The 13,735-nt window shown below is 70.4% G+C and carries 16 protein-coding genes and 6 tRNA genes; 13 read left to right on the forward strand and 9 right to left on the reverse strand.

Annotated features, from left to right (window positions below; all coding sequences use genetic code 11):
* Nucleotides 1-103: 103 nt before the first annotated feature.
* Both cobA and G5C60_RS44240 read left to right on the forward strand, forming a co-directional pair.
* Nucleotides 104-1,336, forward strand: a complete 1,233-nt coding sequence (cobA, locus tag G5C60_RS44235) for a uroporphyrinogen-III C-methyltransferase (protein WP_165268799.1) — start codon at nt 104-106, stop codon at nt 1,334-1,336.
* Nucleotides 1,337-1,410: 74 nt separating this feature from the next.
* The gene (locus tag G5C60_RS44240; protein WP_165268801.1) at nt 1,411-2,229 is read left to right on the forward strand and encodes a TrmH family RNA methyltransferase; all 819 of its coding nucleotides are present in this window, start codon (nt 1,411-1,413) and stop codon (nt 2,227-2,229) included.
* Here the strand turns inward: G5C60_RS44240 and G5C60_RS44245 are convergent.
* Nucleotides 2,220-3,542 carry a serine/threonine protein kinase gene (locus tag G5C60_RS44245; protein WP_165268823.1) on the reverse strand — a complete coding sequence of 441 codons (1,323 nt, stop codon included), beginning with the start codon at nt 3,540-3,542 and terminating at the stop codon, nt 2,220-2,222. The two genes, G5C60_RS44240 and G5C60_RS44245, sit on opposite strands and share 10 nt — an antisense overlap.
* Before the next feature lie 196 nt (nt 3,543-3,738).
* On the opposite strand from G5C60_RS44245, the gene G5C60_RS44250 reads away from it, so the two are divergent.
* The 4 genes from G5C60_RS44250 to G5C60_RS44265 all read left to right on the forward strand — a co-directional run bounded on the left by G5C60_RS44250 (nt 3,739) and on the right by G5C60_RS44265 (nt 6,108).
* Complete coding sequence (locus tag G5C60_RS44250) at nt 3,739-4,005, forward strand: hypothetical protein (RefSeq protein WP_165268803.1); 267 nt, start codon at nt 3,739-3,741, stop codon at nt 4,003-4,005.
* A gap of 238 nt (nt 4,006-4,243) precedes the next feature.
* The gene (locus G5C60_RS44255; protein WP_165268805.1) at nt 4,244-4,453 is read left to right on the forward strand and encodes a hypothetical protein; all 210 of its coding nucleotides are present in this window, start codon (nt 4,244-4,246) and stop codon (nt 4,451-4,453) included.
* 226 nt (nt 4,454-4,679) lie between these two features.
* Entirely contained in the window at nt 4,680-5,738 is a 1,059-nt protein-coding gene (locus G5C60_RS44260; RefSeq protein ID WP_165268807.1) for a phosphotransferase, read from the forward strand.
* A gap of 73 nt (nt 5,739-5,811) precedes the next feature.
* Entirely contained in the window at nt 5,812-6,108 is a 297-nt protein-coding gene (locus G5C60_RS44265) for a TFIIB-type zinc ribbon-containing protein (protein WP_165268809.1), read from the forward strand.
* A gap of 74 nt (nt 6,109-6,182) precedes the next feature.
* Here the strand turns inward: G5C60_RS44265 and G5C60_RS44270 are convergent.
* From G5C60_RS44270 to G5C60_RS44290, 5 genes are all read right to left on the reverse strand, one after another.
* Nucleotides 6,183-6,254: transfer RNA gene (locus G5C60_RS44270), tRNA-Val, on the reverse strand.
* 40 nt (nt 6,255-6,294) lie between these two features.
* Nucleotides 6,295-6,366, reverse strand: a tRNA-Val gene (locus G5C60_RS44275).
* 22 nt (nt 6,367-6,388) lie between these two features.
* A tRNA-Val gene (locus G5C60_RS44280) sits at nt 6,389-6,460 on the reverse strand.
* 1 nt (nt 6,461) lies between these two features.
* Nucleotides 6,462-6,535 (reverse strand) — tRNA-Cys (locus G5C60_RS44285).
* Nucleotides 6,536-6,573: 38 nt separating this feature from the next.
* A tRNA-Gly gene (locus tag G5C60_RS44290) sits at nt 6,574-6,646 on the reverse strand.
* A gap of 156 nt (nt 6,647-6,802) precedes the next feature.
* Between G5C60_RS44290 and G5C60_RS44295 the strand changes: the two genes are divergently transcribed.
* From G5C60_RS44295 to G5C60_RS44305, 3 genes are read left to right on the forward strand one after another with little or no spacing between them, the layout of a single operon-like run.
* Nucleotides 6,803-7,867, forward strand: coding sequence for a chorismate-binding protein (locus tag G5C60_RS44295; RefSeq protein ID WP_165268811.1), 1,065 nt, complete (start codon nt 6,803-6,805; stop codon nt 7,865-7,867).
* Nucleotides 7,864-8,706: an aminotransferase class IV gene (locus G5C60_RS44300; RefSeq protein ID WP_165268813.1), complete on the forward strand. Its 843-nt coding sequence runs from the start codon at nt 7,864-7,866 to the stop codon at nt 8,704-8,706. Before G5C60_RS44295 ends, G5C60_RS44300 begins: the two co-directional genes overlap by 4 nt.
* 32 nt (nt 8,707-8,738) lie before the next feature.
* Complete coding sequence (locus G5C60_RS44305; RefSeq protein WP_165268815.1) at nt 8,739-9,563, forward strand: GNAT family N-acetyltransferase; 825 nt, start codon at nt 8,739-8,741, stop codon at nt 9,561-9,563.
* Between the two features lie 67 nt (nt 9,564-9,630).
* On the opposite strand, the gene G5C60_RS44310 is transcribed toward G5C60_RS44305, so the two are convergent.
* On the reverse strand, nt 9,631-10,158 hold the full coding sequence (locus tag G5C60_RS44310; protein WP_165268817.1) for a DsbA family protein: 528 nt from the start codon (nt 10,156-10,158) through the stop codon (nt 9,631-9,633).
* A gap of 145 nt (nt 10,159-10,303) precedes the next feature.
* Between G5C60_RS44310 and G5C60_RS44315 the strand changes: the two genes are divergently transcribed.
* Together G5C60_RS44315 and G5C60_RS44320 are read left to right on the forward strand one after the other, a co-directional pair.
* Complete coding sequence (locus G5C60_RS44315; RefSeq protein ID WP_241267513.1) at nt 10,304-10,810, forward strand: hypothetical protein; 507 nt, start codon at nt 10,304-10,306, stop codon at nt 10,808-10,810.
* Between the two features lie 235 nt (nt 10,811-11,045).
* The gene (locus G5C60_RS44320) at nt 11,046-11,198 is read left to right on the forward strand and encodes a hypothetical protein (protein ID WP_165268819.1); all 153 of its coding nucleotides are present in this window, start codon (nt 11,046-11,048) and stop codon (nt 11,196-11,198) included.
* A gap of 41 nt (nt 11,199-11,239) precedes the next feature.
* Here the strand turns inward: G5C60_RS44320 and G5C60_RS44325 are convergent, their stop codons facing one another.
* Together G5C60_RS44325 and G5C60_RS44330 are read right to left on the reverse strand one after the other, a co-directional pair.
* On the reverse strand, nt 11,240-11,797 hold the full coding sequence (locus tag G5C60_RS44325) for a CGNR zinc finger domain-containing protein (protein WP_165268821.1): 558 nt from the start codon (nt 11,795-11,797) through the stop codon (nt 11,240-11,242).
* 358 nt (nt 11,798-12,155) lie between these two features.
* A complete protein-coding gene (locus G5C60_RS44330; protein ID WP_003959770.1) occupies nt 12,156-12,569 on the reverse strand; it encodes an SsgA family sporulation/cell division regulator in 414 nt (137 codons plus the stop codon).
* A gap of 191 nt (nt 12,570-12,760) precedes the next feature.
* Between G5C60_RS44330 and G5C60_RS44335 the strand changes: the two genes are divergently transcribed.
* A complete protein-coding gene (locus G5C60_RS44335; protein ID WP_165268827.1) occupies nt 12,761-13,198 on the forward strand; it encodes a TIGR02611 family protein in 438 nt (145 codons plus the stop codon).
* A gap of 69 nt (nt 13,199-13,267) precedes the next feature.
* Nucleotides 13,268-13,339, forward strand: a tRNA-Val gene (locus tag G5C60_RS44340).
* Nucleotides 13,340-13,735 lie beyond the last annotated feature (396 nt).

Genomic DNA, 13,735 nt, shown 5'->3' on the forward strand with positions numbered 1-13,735 from the left:
CCCCAGCCCCAACCGACCCGCACCGTAAAATCCGCATGTCAGGGGCCACTCCAAAGCCGCAGAGCCCCGCCGAGCACCACCCGCACGAGGAGCCGCACCTCACATGGCCGAACACCCCGCCTACCCCGTAGGCCTCCGCCTCACCGGCCGCCGCGTCGTAGTCCTCGGCGGCGGCCAGGTGGCCCAGCGCCGCCTCCCGGCCCTGATCGCGGCAGGCGCGGACATCCACCTCGTATCCCCGGAAGCCACCCCCTCCGTAGAGGCGATGGCGGACGCGGGCGAGCTCACCTGGGAAAAGCGCCCGTACGAGGAGGGCGACCTCGCCCAGGCCTGGTACGCCCTCATCGCCACCAGCGACCCGGAAGCGAACACCCGCGCCTCGGCCGAGGCAGAGGCCCACCGAGTGTGGTGCGTCCGCTCCGACGACGCCGACGCGGCCACGGCCTGGACCCCCGCCACCGGCCACAGCGAGGGCGTCACCGTGGCCGTCCTCACCACGAACGCCCGAGGCCGCGACCCCCGCCACACCGCGGCCATCCGCGACGCGGTCGTCGAGGGCCTCCGCGACGGCACCCTCGTGGCCCCCCACCACCGCACCCGTACCCCCGGCGTCGCCCTCGTCGGCGGCGGCCCCGGCGACCCGGACCTGATCACGGTCCGCGGCCGCCGCCTTCTCGCCGAGGCGGACGTGGTCATCGCCGACCGCCTGGGCCCGCGCGACCTGCTCGCCGAACTCCCGCCGCACGTCGAGGTGATCGACGCGGCGAAGATCCCGTACGGCCGTTTCATGGCCCAGGAGGCCATCAACAACGCGCTGATCGAGCATGCGAAACAGGGAAAGTCCGTCGTCCGGCTCAAGGGCGGTGACCCCTTCGTCTTCGGCCGCGGCATGGAAGAGGCCCAGGCACTCGCCGAGGCGGGCATCGCCTGCACGGTCGTCCCCGGCATCTCCAGCTCGATCTCGGTCCCGGGTGCCGCGGGCATCCCGGTCACGCACCGGGGGGTGGCCCACGAGTTCACGGTCGTCAGCGGTCATGTCGCCCCCGACGACGAGCGCTCCCTGGTCGACTGGCCCGCACTGGCCAAGCTCCGCGGCACCCTGGTGGTCCTGATGGGCGTGGACAAGATCGGCGCCGTCGCGCGCGCGCTCATCGAGAACGGCAAGCCGGCCGACACCCCGGTGGCCCTCGTCCAGGAGGGCACGACGGCCGCCCAGCGCCGGGTCGACGCGACCCTCGAAACGGTCGCCGAGACCGTGGCCGCACAGGACGTGAAGCCCCCGGCCGTCATCGTCATCGGCGACGTGGTGAACGTAGGCCCGGAGACCTCCGCGTAATTCGCGTAACCCGGGGTAACCCAACCCCGTCCGAGCCGTTGGCACCGCACCCAGGACAAGGCAGTATCACCCCTGTGGCCGATCTCATCACCGTTGAGGAACCCGACGACCCGCGCCTGCGCGACTACACGGGCCTGACCGACGTCGAGCTGCGCCGCAAGCGCGAGCCCGCCGAAGGCCTGTTCATCGCCGAGGGCGAGAAGGTCATCAGACGGGCCAAGGACGCCGGTTACGAGATGCGCTCGATGCTGCTCTCCGCCAAGTGGGTCGACGTCATGCGCGACGTCATCGACGAACTCCCGGCCCCGGTGTACGCGGTCAGCCCCGAGCTCGCCGAGCAGGTCACCGGCTACCACGTGCACCGCGGCGCCCTCGCCTCCATGCAGCGCAAGCCGCTGCCGACCCCCGACGACCTGCTCCAGACGGCCCGCAGGGTGGTCGTCATGGAGTCGGTCAACGACCACACCAACATCGGCGCCATCTTCCGCTCCGCCGCCGCCCTCGGCATGGACGCGGTCCTGCTCTCACCGGACTGCGCGGACCCGCTCTACCGCCGCAGCGTGAAGGTCTCCATGGGCGCGGTCTTCTCCGTCCCGTACGCGCGTCTCGACACCTGGCCCAAGAGCCTGGAGACCGTCCGTGAGGCGGGCTTCGGCCTCCTCGCGCTCACCCCCGACGAGAAGGCCAAGACCCTCGACGAGGTGGCTCCGCACCGGATGGCCCGGGTCGCCCTGATGCTCGGCGCGGAGGGCGACGGCCTGTCCACCCAGGCCCTGGTGGCCGCCGACGAATGGGTACGCATCCCGATGGCCCACGGCGTCGACTCGCTCAACGTGGGCGCGGCCGCCGCGGTCGCGTTCTACGCGGTGGCGACGGGCCGCCCTCAGCCCTGACTCAGCGGCCGGTCCAGCGGTCCCTGGGCCGGCCGCACTTGCTCCTGCCCCCACTGCTCGCGTCCGCCGTCGCCCCCGAGCCCGCGCTCCGGTCCCTGGCATCCTTGCGCGGCCGCGATCCCGAGCGCCACCAGCAGCGTCACCACGACGAACACGAAGAGCCGCTGCCGCAGCAGCCGCGGATTGGCGGGCCGCCGCCCGGACCCGGTGGTCCGGGGCGCCTGACGCCCGGCACCATTGCGCGACGGTGTCGACCTGCCGCCCGACGAGCGGGTCGAGTTGCCTCGCGACGGCACGGGCCGCGACCCGGACCGCGAGGGCGCGCCGGTCCGCGGTGGCGTACCGTTCCGCGGCGCGGGAGTGCCCTGCGTACGCCGCTGGGTGCGCTGGTCCGGATGGTTCTCCGGGTAGTTCTCGGTGAGCCGCCCCGTCGGCCGGTCGGCCTCGCTCACGCGCGGCGCGGGCGGCCGGGCGGCGCCGAGGCCCTGTGCCTCGCGGGCCGCGATCTCCTTGAGCCGCAACGACAGTTGGAGCGTGCTGGGCCGCTCCTCCGGATCCTTCGCCAGACAGGCCCGTACGAGAGGGGCCAGCGCGTCCGGCACTCCCTTCAGCTGCGGCTCCTCGTGCACCACTCTGTAGAGCATCACTTCGGAACTGCCGTGCCCGAAGGGCGAGTCGGTGGTCGCCGCGTACGCGAGCGTGGCCCCGAGCGCGAACACGTCCGTGGCCGGCGTGACGGCGGCACCCCGCACCTGCTCCGGCGCGAGAAAACCGGGTGACCCCACCGCCGTACCGACGTGCGTGAGTGTGCTCGCGCCCGTCGCCCAGGCGATGCCGAAGTCGATGATGCGTGGCCCCTTCGGGGACAGCAGGATGTTCGACGGCTTGAGATCCCGGTGCACCACACCGGCCTCGTGCACGGCGACCAGTCCCTCGGAGAGGGCCGCGCCGACGGCGGCGACCTCGGCCGCGGAGAGCGGCCCCTCCTCGGCGACCTTGTCGTGCAGCGAGGGCCCGGGGACGTACTGCGTCGCGAACCACGGACGGTCCGCCTCCAGATCCGCGGCGACGAGCCGCGCGGTGCACCCGCCCCGGATTCGCCGCGCCGCCGACACCTCGCGTGCGAACCGCGACCGGAACTCCTGGTCCTCCGCCAGATCCGGCCGGATCACCTTCAGTGCGACCCGCTGGCCACGCCGGTCGGAGCCCAGATAGACAACGCCCATCCCACCCGCGCCGAGCCGTCGGTGAAGCCTGAACGAGCCGACGACACGCGGGTCCTCGCGCCTCAGGCGCATCATCGCCATGTCCATCCCCGCTGCCCGGTCCGTTTGACGAGCCACAGCTTACGTTTCCGCGGCCAGGTGCGCGCAGAGGCCGCGCCCTCGCGGCCCGGCCGATTGTCAGTGCCCGGTGGGAAACTTGAAAGGTGGTCAGGGGACGGGCGAATTCAGCGGCTTTGAGCTGCCGGGATCCCCAACCATCTGTCGCAGAAGGGGGATTGGGCCCGTGAAGGGTGATCGCGTGGAGATAGTCGTGGACGCCGGGGACACGACGCGCACGTACGAGGTGGTGGCGAGCCGAGCGGGGCGCCGGGTGGAGACGGCGGTCCGCAGAGGAGTCGTGGAAGTGAGCGAAGTCACCCGCAGCGGAGGGGTGGTCCGCACGGCCCGGTTCATGGCGAACAGGGTGCTCGCACTGGTCGAACAGCCGGTGCCCAGAGAGGACAGTTCGGAACGGACCGGACGTCCCCTCCGGGAAGACCCCGAGACCTAGGACCTCGTCTCCACCCAGGGGAGTACTCCGCAGGTCATCGCTCATCCTCGGGGAGGCCCGGCAATCGGTACGACGGCATGACGCCCCGCACGCCGCGCCCACCTAGATTTGAAGTCAAGCGGCGGGTGCAGCACTCGTCCCCCGAGGTCAGCCACCCGCCGCTGCCAGACAGCAGGACTTTTTCAACAGCACTTCTCAACATCAAGAGCTTTATCAACAGAAGGTCAGGAGAGGGACCATGGCGGACACGGCATCGCGGACAATGATCCGCACGCGGGGACGCAAGGCGTACACCGCCGCGTTCGGTACCCGCCGGTCCGGCCAACGCCACCCCTTGGTGGCGACGGCCATGGTCCTCCCCCTGGCAGCCCTGCTCGTGGTCGTCTTCGGCGGCTGGGAAGCAGTGGTCACACAAGCGTCGTCCGTGGGCGTGATGCTGGGGCGCTGAGCGGCGCCCCAGGCCCGGAAGAGCGGTCCGGGCGGGGACATCCGGCCATGAAACCCCGTGGGGACGGGGGTGCGGCGGACGGCACAAATGCCCGCGCAGCTGGGGAGCTGCGCGGGCATTGCCTTTTTTGCGCCTGAACCGGCGCCGCTCTCGCGGGCACCTCTTTGCGCCTAAACCGGCGCCGCTCTCGCGGACCTGGTTGCTCGCCGTTGTGGTTGCTCAATTGATGGTTGCGGTTCGAGGCTTGCTGCTGCCTGCGTACGCTCGGCAGGTGAACGTCGACGTGCTGCCCACCCTGACCGCGAAGGTACGAGCCGCGGTGCATCCCGGGTCGAGTGTCTGCGCCTGCGGTACGGACACCGCCGTGCTGGCCGATCGCCCCGACGGCACCGTCGTCCGGCATGCCGACACCGTGGCGAAGGCCCACGCCCCCGACACCGATGCCGGCGAGCTCGCGGCACGCATGGCCGTCGCCGCGCACCCGTCCCTCACCGGTGTCCTCCTGCCGCCGCTGGGACGCATTCCGCAGGACCTGCCCTCCGGCTCTGGGCGAACGACGGGGCTTTCGCAACACGCCCCAGGCCCGGGCACGGCCGAACTGCACGGCCGCCTGGTCACGTTCTGGCCGTACGGCACGCCCGTCGACCCCGAAACCCCCGAAGCCGCCCCCTGGGAGGAGGCCGCCACGCTCCTCGCCCGCCTCCACCAGACGCCCGAATCCGTGCTTCCGCCCGGCCTCCCGCCGATGCGCGGGCCCGTGAAGGCGGCCCGTGCCGTCACTCGCCTCCAGGCGGCAGGCCCGCACCCCGCGGCCGCCCCGGTCCTGCGTGCCTGGTCCGTCCTCCCCGCCTGGGCCAGGGACGAGGCCCCGATGGCGCACGCGCGCACGCTGTGCCACGGCGATCTCCACCTGGGCCAGCTCGTCCGCGACCCGGTCGGCGCCTGGCTGCTGATCGACATCGACGACCTCGGCCGGGGCGACCCCGCGTGGGATCTGGCCCGCCCCGCCGCCTGGTTCGCCTGCGGCCTCCTCCCGCCCGACGAGTGGACCCGCTTCCTGACGGCCTACCAGAAGGCCGCGGGCCCCGCTGTCCCCGCAGACACCGACCCCTGGCCCGCCCTGGATATCCCGGCCCGCGCCCTCACCGTGCAGACGGGGGCCCTGGCGATCGCGAAGGCGGTGGCGGCCGGCCGTCCGCTCGACGAGGTGGAAACGGCCGTGATCGACGCCTGTGACCGAATGGCAGCTCACCCGCCGGAGCTGGCGCCGGGTTCCGGGACGTAGGGTGCAACCGACCGAAGCCGGGCAGAGTCTGTCCTGGCGAAGCAGTCCCGACCGGCGAGGAGTTGAGCCCACCATGCAATGTCCGAAGTGTCGTGCGCCGATGCACACGTTCAACCGCAATGGCGTCCAGATCGAGCAGTGCAGCGGCTGCCGCGGGATATTTCTCGACTACGGCGAGCTGGAGTCACTGACCCGCCTGGAGTCCCAGTGGCAGCAGCAGTCCGCGCCGCCGCCCCCGGCCGCCCCGCAGGCGTACCCGGCCGCTCCCGCACCCGCGTGGGGCGCCCCGCACGGTGGCCACGGCGGCCATGGTGGTCACTATGGCCACAAGCGCAACAAGAGCTTCGGCCGCATGCTCTTCTCCTCCTGAGCACGCGTTCCGCAGCATGCCTCCCGCACGACGAAGCCCCCGGCCGTACAAGACGGCCGGGGGCTTCGGGGTCGTGCGCGATACTGGGATTGAACCAGTGACCTCTTCCGTGTCAGGGAAGCGCTCTCCCGCTGAGCTAATCGCGCAGGTGAGGCCTGCTGTGACGGGCTGGTGGTGCGTACTGCGTGCGCGATACTGGGATTGAACCAGTGACCTCTTCCGTGTCAGGGAAGCGCTCTCCCGCTGAGCTAATCGCGCAGGACCCGGTGAACCGGACCAGTGGACGATACTGGGATTGAACCAGTGACCTCTTCCGTGTCAGGGAAGCGCTCTCCCGCTGAGCTAATCGTCCTTGGAGGTGGAGACGGGATTTGAACCCGTGTAGACGGCTTTGCAGGCCGTTGCCTCGCCTCTCGGCCACTCCACCAGGGGTGTGGGGTTCGGGAAGAACCCCTACCTCCTGCGAGCGGACGACCAGGTTCGAACTGGCGACCTCAACCTTGGCAAGGTTGCGCTCTACCAACTGAGCTACGTCCGCTTGTCGTTTCCGCTCCGCTCGCGCGGGTCGGTGACGTGTTGAACTCTAGCGGATTCCGGGGCCAGTACAAAAACGCGTTTGTGCAGCGTGCTGCGGTGCGCCCACGGGGCGACACGGCCGGGGCACTCGCGGATCGCCCACCATAGACTCGCAGCTGTGTACGACCTCCCAGCTCTTGCCCGCTTCGGCGGTCTCGTCGCGACCGGCCTCCTCGACGTCACGAGCGACCCCGCGGCCCTGGACGCAAGTGGCTTCTGGGCCGTCTCGGCGGACTTCGAGGGGCGCCTGGTGTGCGCCCGCTTCCGGGACGTACGCCATGAGCCCGTGCCCGCGCCGGTGCCGGGGGAGTGGCAGGGGCCCGCGATGGATGACTGGACGTCGTCGCTCGACCGCGCCGCGTACACGGCGGGCGTGCGCCGGATCCGCGAGCACATAGCGGCCGGTGAGGTCTACCAGGCGAACCTCTGCCGGGTGCTGTCCGCGCCGGTCGCCTCGTACGCCGACGTGGACGCGCTCACCGCGCTGCTCGCTCGCGGCAATCCGGCGCCGTACGCCGGAACGATCCGCCTCCGCGATCGCGGTGTCGAAATAGCCACCGCGTCGCCTGAACTCTTTCTGCGTCGCGCCGGCCGGATCGTCGAGTCCGGCCCGATCAAGGGCACCGGACGCACCGAGGCCGACCTCCTGGAGAAGGACCACGCCGAGAACGTGATGATCGTGGACCTGGTCCGCAACGACATCGGGCGGGTCTGCGCCACCGGCTCGGTGACCGTGCCCGACCTGTGCGTCGTCGAGAAGCACCCGGGCCTCGTCCACCTTGTGTCGACCGTGCGCGGCGAGTTGCGCGAGGGCGCGGGCTGGCCGGAGTTGCTGGAGGCGACGTTTCCGCCCGGCTCCGTCACCGGCGCCCCCAAGTCCAGTGCCCTACAGATCATCGAGGCCCTGGAGACCGCACCCCGCGGCCCCTACTGCGGCGGCATCGGCTGGGTTGACGCCGACCGCGGGACCGGGGAACTCGCCGTCGGTATCCGCACATTCTGGATCGACCGGCCCGCCAGGGATACGGCCGTGCTCCGCTTCGGCTCCGGGGCTGGCATCACCTGGGGGTCGGACCCCGAGCGCGAGTGGCTCGAGACGGAACTGAAAGCCGCACGACTGCTCGCTGTAGCGTCGGGGGCGTATACAGGGGCGTACGACGCAAGTGGAGGGACCTTCAGGTGAAGCTCTGGCTCGACGGTGGGCTGCTGGACATCGAGTCGGCCCGTGTCTCCGTCCTCGATCACGGGCTGACCGTGGGCGACGGCGTTTTCGAGACCGTCAAGGCGGTCGGTGGCCGGCCGTTCGCGCTCACCCGTCATCTCGACCGGCTGACGCGTTCGGCGCGCGGACTGGGGCTGCCCGAACCCGACCTCGACGAGGTGCGCCGGGCCTGCGCGGCCGTCCTGGACGCCAACCCGATGCCGTTGGGCCGCCTGCGGATCACGTACACCGGAGGCATCTCCCCGCTCGGCTCCGACCGCGGCGAGCACGGGCCGACCCTCGTCGTCGCCCTCGGCGAGACCAGCCGCCGTCCCGACTCCACCGCCGTGATCACCGTGCCGTGGACCCGCAACGAGCGCGGCGCACTCACGGGCCTCAAGACCACGTCGTACGCCGAGAACGTCGTCGCCCTCGCCCGCGCCCGCGAACAGGGCGCGTCCGAGGCGCTGTTCGCGAACACGGTGGGGCAGCTGTGCGAGGGGACCGGGTCCAACGTCTTCGTGGTCCTCGACGGCGAGATCCACACGCCGCCGATCGCCTCCGGCTGCCTCGCGGGCATCACGCGTGCGCTCACCGTCGAGTGGACGGGCGCCAAGGAGACCGACCTGCCGCTGGACGTCCTGGAGCGGGCGGAGGAGATCTTCCTGACCTCGACACTGCGCGACGTACAGGCCGTGCACCGGGTCGACGCGCGCGAACTCCCGGGCGCGCCGGGGCCGGTGACCGCCAAGGCCATGCGGATCTTCGACGAGCGGGCCTGGGACGATCTCGATCCCCAAGACCCCGGCATATTGAGCTGACCCAGGACTTCACAGCGGGTACAACACCCCTGATGACCACCACCCTGCGGCCGACCGAGCCGCTTCAGCGCGAAGCCGACGGGGCGCTGTCACGCCGCTACAAGGTGTGCGTGAACAGCCGTCCCGTCGGCGCGATACACCTCGCGACCCACCCTGCTTTCGGACCGTCCGTCGCCCAGATCCGTGAGGTGGGGATCGACGAGCCGGACCGTCGGCGGGGGCGGGCCACTGTCGCCGCGCTCGCCGCCGAGGAGGTGGCACGGGGCTGGGGCTGCCGGCGGATCGAGATATCGGTCCCTGTCCGGGCGGAGGCGGCACTCCGGCTCGTCAGGGCGCTCGGCTACGACACCCGTAACCGCTCGATGGAGAAGGCACTTGGCGATACCCCGCCCGAGTTGCCGGCCGGGAGCCACGGCCGTCCCATGACGGAGACCGAGTACGACCGCTGGCTGGTCCACAGCAGGGAGGCGTACGCCCGGAGCCTGGTCGAGTGGGGAGTGCCAGAGGCCGAGGCGTACGCGAAGTCGGAGAGGGATCGCGGGAGGCTGCTGCCGGACGGCCTGGCCACCGACGGTACGGTGCTGAGCGTCCTGGAACACGGGGGCAGCGTGGTCGGCACCCTGTGGCTGTCGCTGCGCGACGAGCACGCCGTCGTCATCGACGTCGAGACCGACGAGGCGTACCGCGGCAGAGGCCACGGCCGTACGCTCATGTTGCTGGCCGAGGCCCAGACGATCGTCGCGGGCAGAAACCGCGTCGCCCTCAACATCTTCGCGGGCAACACCCCGGCCGAGCGGCTCTACGAGTCACTCGGCTACGAGACGACGACCTATCACCTGTACAAGAACCTGCTGTAGAGGCTGAACGGGCTGAACGGGCTGAACGGGCTCGAGAGGCTGGAGGGGCTAAAGGGGCTGCAAGAGGTCAGGCCTCCTGCCCGGCCAGCAGTCGGTCCACGATCTCCTCGACGCGCTCACGCAGCCCCGCCTGGCTCTTGCCGCCGTCGAGGCGCTCGCCGTCGATGACGTACGTCGGGATGCCGGTCACACCGATGGCCTTGCCCTCGGCCTGGTCGGCGTCGACGATCAGGATGTGCCGGCCGTCGATCAGGGCCGTGTCGAACTCCTCGGCGTCCAGACCGAGTTCACGGGCCACCTCGACCAGGAAGGGTTCTCCCTTACGGTTCAGCTCCTCGACACGGCCCAGCACCGCCTCGACGTACGGCCAGGCCTGCCCCTGTTCCGCGGCCTCCTCGGCGGCCTGCGCGGCCGCGAACGCGTGCTTGTGCTTCTCCAGCGGGAAGTGCCGAAGCCGAATCTCCAGCCGGTCGCCGTAGCGGGCGCGCAGCGCGCGCAGGTCGTCGAGGGCGCTGCGGCAGTCGGGGCACTGGAGCGCGCACCAGACGTCCAGGACGACGGGGATGGCGGGGTGCACGGGGGAGGAGTCGCTCATGGGCACCAGTCTCCCAGCCGTGGCCGAGGAGGCCCAACCCGCACCTACGGGATAGGGAATGAACCGGGCCCTGAGGAGGATCCGACCCGGAGATGTCCCTGAGGTCTGCCCGGACCATGGCATACCGGGCACAAGGCGGTGCAGGATGGAAGGGACGAAGCGCCGCTGCCCGACCGAGCCCTGCCTGGAGGACCGGATGATTGCCGAGACCGTCTGTTCCGCCGTCTCCGCGGCCGGCCTGGGCATCGCCGCGGTCACCGCGTATCGAAAGCGTTTCCTCGCGGCGGCTCGCCTGGCCGCGTACTCACTGGTGCCCGTCGGCCTGGTGATGACAGGCGCCGTCGAATGGGCGGCCGAGACCGCCTTCAGCCCGGTGGCCTGGGCAGGCTTCGGCGTGCTCGGTGCCTCGTGGCTGCTGTTCACGACCACGCGGGCCGTTGAGCGGCGCGGCGGCGGGACGCGCAAGGAACGCAAGGCGGCCAGGGCCGCGCAGCGCGAGGCGGTGGCTCCCGCGGCCTCGGCGCCCTCGCTGGGTCCGGCGAAGAGCCCGGCAACCCGTCCCGAGGCCAAGGCCAAGGCCAAGCCCCGTGCCGCCCAGCCGGGGGACGACTTCAGCGACATCGAAGCCATTCTGAAGAAGCACGGCATATGAGGCCTGGAGCACGGCATATCCCGGTCTGAAACGACACAGTGAACCGGGTGGCCCGCGGAGATCCCCGTCGCAGCGATCTTTCCCAGATGTCTGTCTCAGATGTCCGTCTCAGTTCTCTGTCCAGGCGTGTATCCCAGATGCTGGACCGCCGCGTCACGGATTTCGGCTAACTCCCCCATTTTCCGGGCGTGTTGATCGCGTCGGGGGTCTCAGCTGCGTCATCATCGCCCGCGAGATGCTGGAAACAACACAGAGCGACACCGCCGCGCCTCCCGAGGAGCGGCGGGGTTGTCTCTTCGCACTTTCCCAGCCACCGCTGATGATCTTCCTTGCGGTGATCGGCTGTCTGCTGCTCATGGCTTCGCTGCACGATCTGCTGCTGCTCTGAGCCGTACGCGGAGTCCCTGGCGCCACCCGCCGAGGGCTCCGTCAGCCCGCCGCCTCCTTGCGACGCGCCCGGTAGGCGGCCACATGCAGACGGTTTCCGCAGGTCCGGCTGTCGCAGTAGCGCCGGGAGCGATTGCGGGAGAGGTCCACGAAGGCGTGTCGGCAGTCGGGCGCATCGCAGCGTCGCAGCCGGTCCTCTTCCCCGGCCACCACGAAGAACGCCAGAGCCATCCCGCCGTCGGCGGCGAGGTGATCCGCGACGGACGCTCCGGGCGCGAAGTAGTGCACATGCCAGTCGTAGCCGTCGTGGTCGGTGAGCCGGGGCGTGGTGCCGGCCGCGGCGACCAGTTCGTTGATCAGCACGGCGGCGTTCCGGGCGTCGGGTGCCGCGAAGATCTCGCAGAACCGCCCGCGGATCTTGCGTACCGCCGAGAGATCGAGCTCGGACAGTGACCCGACATCGCTGATGTCGTGCTTGCGTACGAACTCGTCCAGGGCCGCCACGCTCGCGAGCCGGTCCGGCGTGTCGTCCTCCGGTGCGGTGTTCACCAGATCGACCACGATGTCGAGGGCGCACCGGGTGTCATGGGTGATCAGCACGTTTCGCTCCCTGGCCTGGGGTCGGGCGGGCGCCCGCCGATGCTGGCCGATGCTAGCCGCTCCCCGATACGGGGGACCGGCGTCGTCCAGGCCGAACGGCCGGATGACGCCGTAGCCGGTGCGTATACGCCGTAGCCCATCCGCATCCGCCATGGTTCGTCTGCGTACGCCGTGGTCCGTCCGCGTACTCGCGTCAGGCTCGTGTCGAGCGTACGTGGGGCCGCACCCGGGGACACGCGTGCCGACGCCGCCTCCGCGGAATCAGCGGCGACGGCGCAGGTGTGTACCGTATGCGGTTGTCTGAGCCCGAGCCGTCTCCCCGAGTGGACGGCGCCGGGCAGCTCTGCGGGCCCTCGTCCTAGCTTTCGGCCAGGATGTGCGAGAGCTCCGTGTCGAGATCGAAATGGCGGTGTTCCGTGCCCGGGGGCACGGCGGCGTCCGTCCGCTTCAGGAACGACTCCAGGGCCCGCGCCGGGGCCTCGAGCAGAGCCTCGCCCTCCGGGGAGCTCAGAGCGATGCATACGACGCCCTGACCGTGACTGCGGGACGGCCAGACACGGACGTCACCCGTGCCGGTGGGCCGGTGCAGGCCTTCGGCGAGGAGATCGCGGGCGAACACCCACTCGACGGTTTCCTCGGCTCCGGTGTGGAAGGTGGCGTGCACGGCGTAGGGATCGGCCGTGTCATACCGCAGTCCTGCGGGAACAGGCAGTGAGGACTCGCTCGACACAACGAGGCGCAGGTGCAGCTCGCAGCTGACCGTGGTGTTCATAAGCGCCAGGGCCTTTCGCTCAGTGTGCGCTCGGGGATTCGCACGTCGGCGAAATCGACATGCCACCTACGGTGCCGTTGTAAACCCCTCTGAGTGTTTTGCGTGTCTTTAGGTAGCTCATCCGGCCGAGTGTGCGTTCGTCGACTACGACCATTCCAGTGACTGGTTTCGGTCCGGTAGGGTTTGGCCGTATGAATACGGGGAGTGACGAAACGGGGAAGGCCGTCGTGGCGCCGGACGACGAATCGAAGACTGAGCGGATTCTCGGATCCCGTGCGCCGGATTTCATCAAGGCGCGACGCATGCTGCACCTGAGCTGGCAGGTGGGCGTGTTCGTGGTGGGCCTCGCGGTCGTCGTCGCAGGCGTGATCATGCTGCCGCTGCCCGGGCCGGGCTGGCTGGTGATCTTCGGCGGCATGGCGATCTGGGCGACCGAGTTCGTCTGGGCGCAGCTGGTGCTCCGCTGGACGAAGCGCAAGGTCACCGAGGCGACGCAGCGGGCACTCGATCCCAAGGTGCGGCGCCGCAACATCATCCTGACGACGATCGGTCTGGTGATCGTCGGCGTGCTGGCCGGGATCTATCTCTATCGGTTCGGCCTCGTGATGCCGTGGAAGATCAAGGAGTAGCGGCGATCCGCGTGCTCGGCGGGCGGTCGGAAGCACCCGCTGACATGGGGTAATCTTCTTGATGCGCCCGGGCGATTAGCTCAGCGGGAGAGCGCTTCGTTCACACCGAAGAGGTCACTGGTTCGATCCCAGTATCGCCCACGAGATCGAGGGTGGGGTGTGCTCGCGAGTAGCTAGAGCACACCCCACCCTCGTCGTTTTTGTGCGACTGCGTTGCACCCGGCATTTGCGACTGCGTTGCACGCGGCGGCGCGGACTCCGTCACCCGCACCCGCACCCTCTCCCACGCATCTCGCGCTGGGCCGGGGCTTCGAGCAGCCGCAGTCCGGCACCCCACTCGTCTGGCGGCCTTCGCCTGCGTACCCGCAGGCCGGGCCGCCTTTGTCGTCCCTGCCGGACCCCGTTCCGCGTCACGGAAGCCTGGCCGGCCTCGCCCCTTGTTCAGGCCGAGGCCAAACCCGCCGCCCTCGCGCACGGCTCTCCTTCCCCGGCACTGCCCACACCACCGCGGCCACCCACCACACGCACCCCCACCCC

The sequence above is a fragment of the Streptomyces scabichelini genome, from assembly GCF_011045015.1.
Lineage (GTDB): Bacteria > Actinomycetota > Actinomycetes > Streptomycetales > Streptomycetaceae > Streptomyces > Streptomyces scabichelini.

Coding starts and splice junctions, on each gene's coding strand:
- G5C60_RS44320 (WP_165268819.1), top strand. CDS start 11,046: ATGCTGGAAACAACACAGAGCGACACCGCCGCGCCTCCCGAGGAGCGG.
- cobA (WP_165268799.1), top strand. CDS start 104: ATGGCCGAACACCCCGCCTACCCCGTAGGCCTCCGCCTCACCGGCCGC.
- G5C60_RS44330 (WP_003959770.1), bottom strand. CDS start 12,569: ATGAACACCACGGTCAGCTGCGAGCTGCACCTGCGCCTCGTTGTGTCG.
- G5C60_RS44310 (WP_165268817.1), bottom strand. CDS start 10,158: ATGAGCGACTCCTCCCCCGTGCACCCCGCCATCCCCGTCGTCCTGGAC.
- G5C60_RS44260 (WP_165268807.1), top strand. CDS start 4,680: ATGGTTGCGGTTCGAGGCTTGCTGCTGCCTGCGTACGCTCGGCAGGTG.
- G5C60_RS44245 (WP_165268823.1), bottom strand. CDS start 3,542: ATGGACATGGCGATGATGCGCCTGAGGCGCGAGGACCCGCGTGTCGTC.
- G5C60_RS44335 (WP_165268827.1), top strand. CDS start 12,761: ATGAATACGGGGAGTGACGAAACGGGGAAGGCCGTCGTGGCGCCGGAC.
- G5C60_RS44255 (WP_165268805.1), top strand. CDS start 4,244: ATGGCGGACACGGCATCGCGGACAATGATCCGCACGCGGGGACGCAAG.
- G5C60_RS44265 (WP_165268809.1), top strand. CDS start 5,812: ATGCAATGTCCGAAGTGTCGTGCGCCGATGCACACGTTCAACCGCAAT.
- G5C60_RS44305 (WP_165268815.1), top strand. CDS start 8,739: ATGACCACCACCCTGCGGCCGACCGAGCCGCTTCAGCGCGAAGCCGAC.
- G5C60_RS44315 (WP_241267513.1), top strand. CDS start 10,304: ATGGAAGGGACGAAGCGCCGCTGCCCGACCGAGCCCTGCCTGGAGGAC.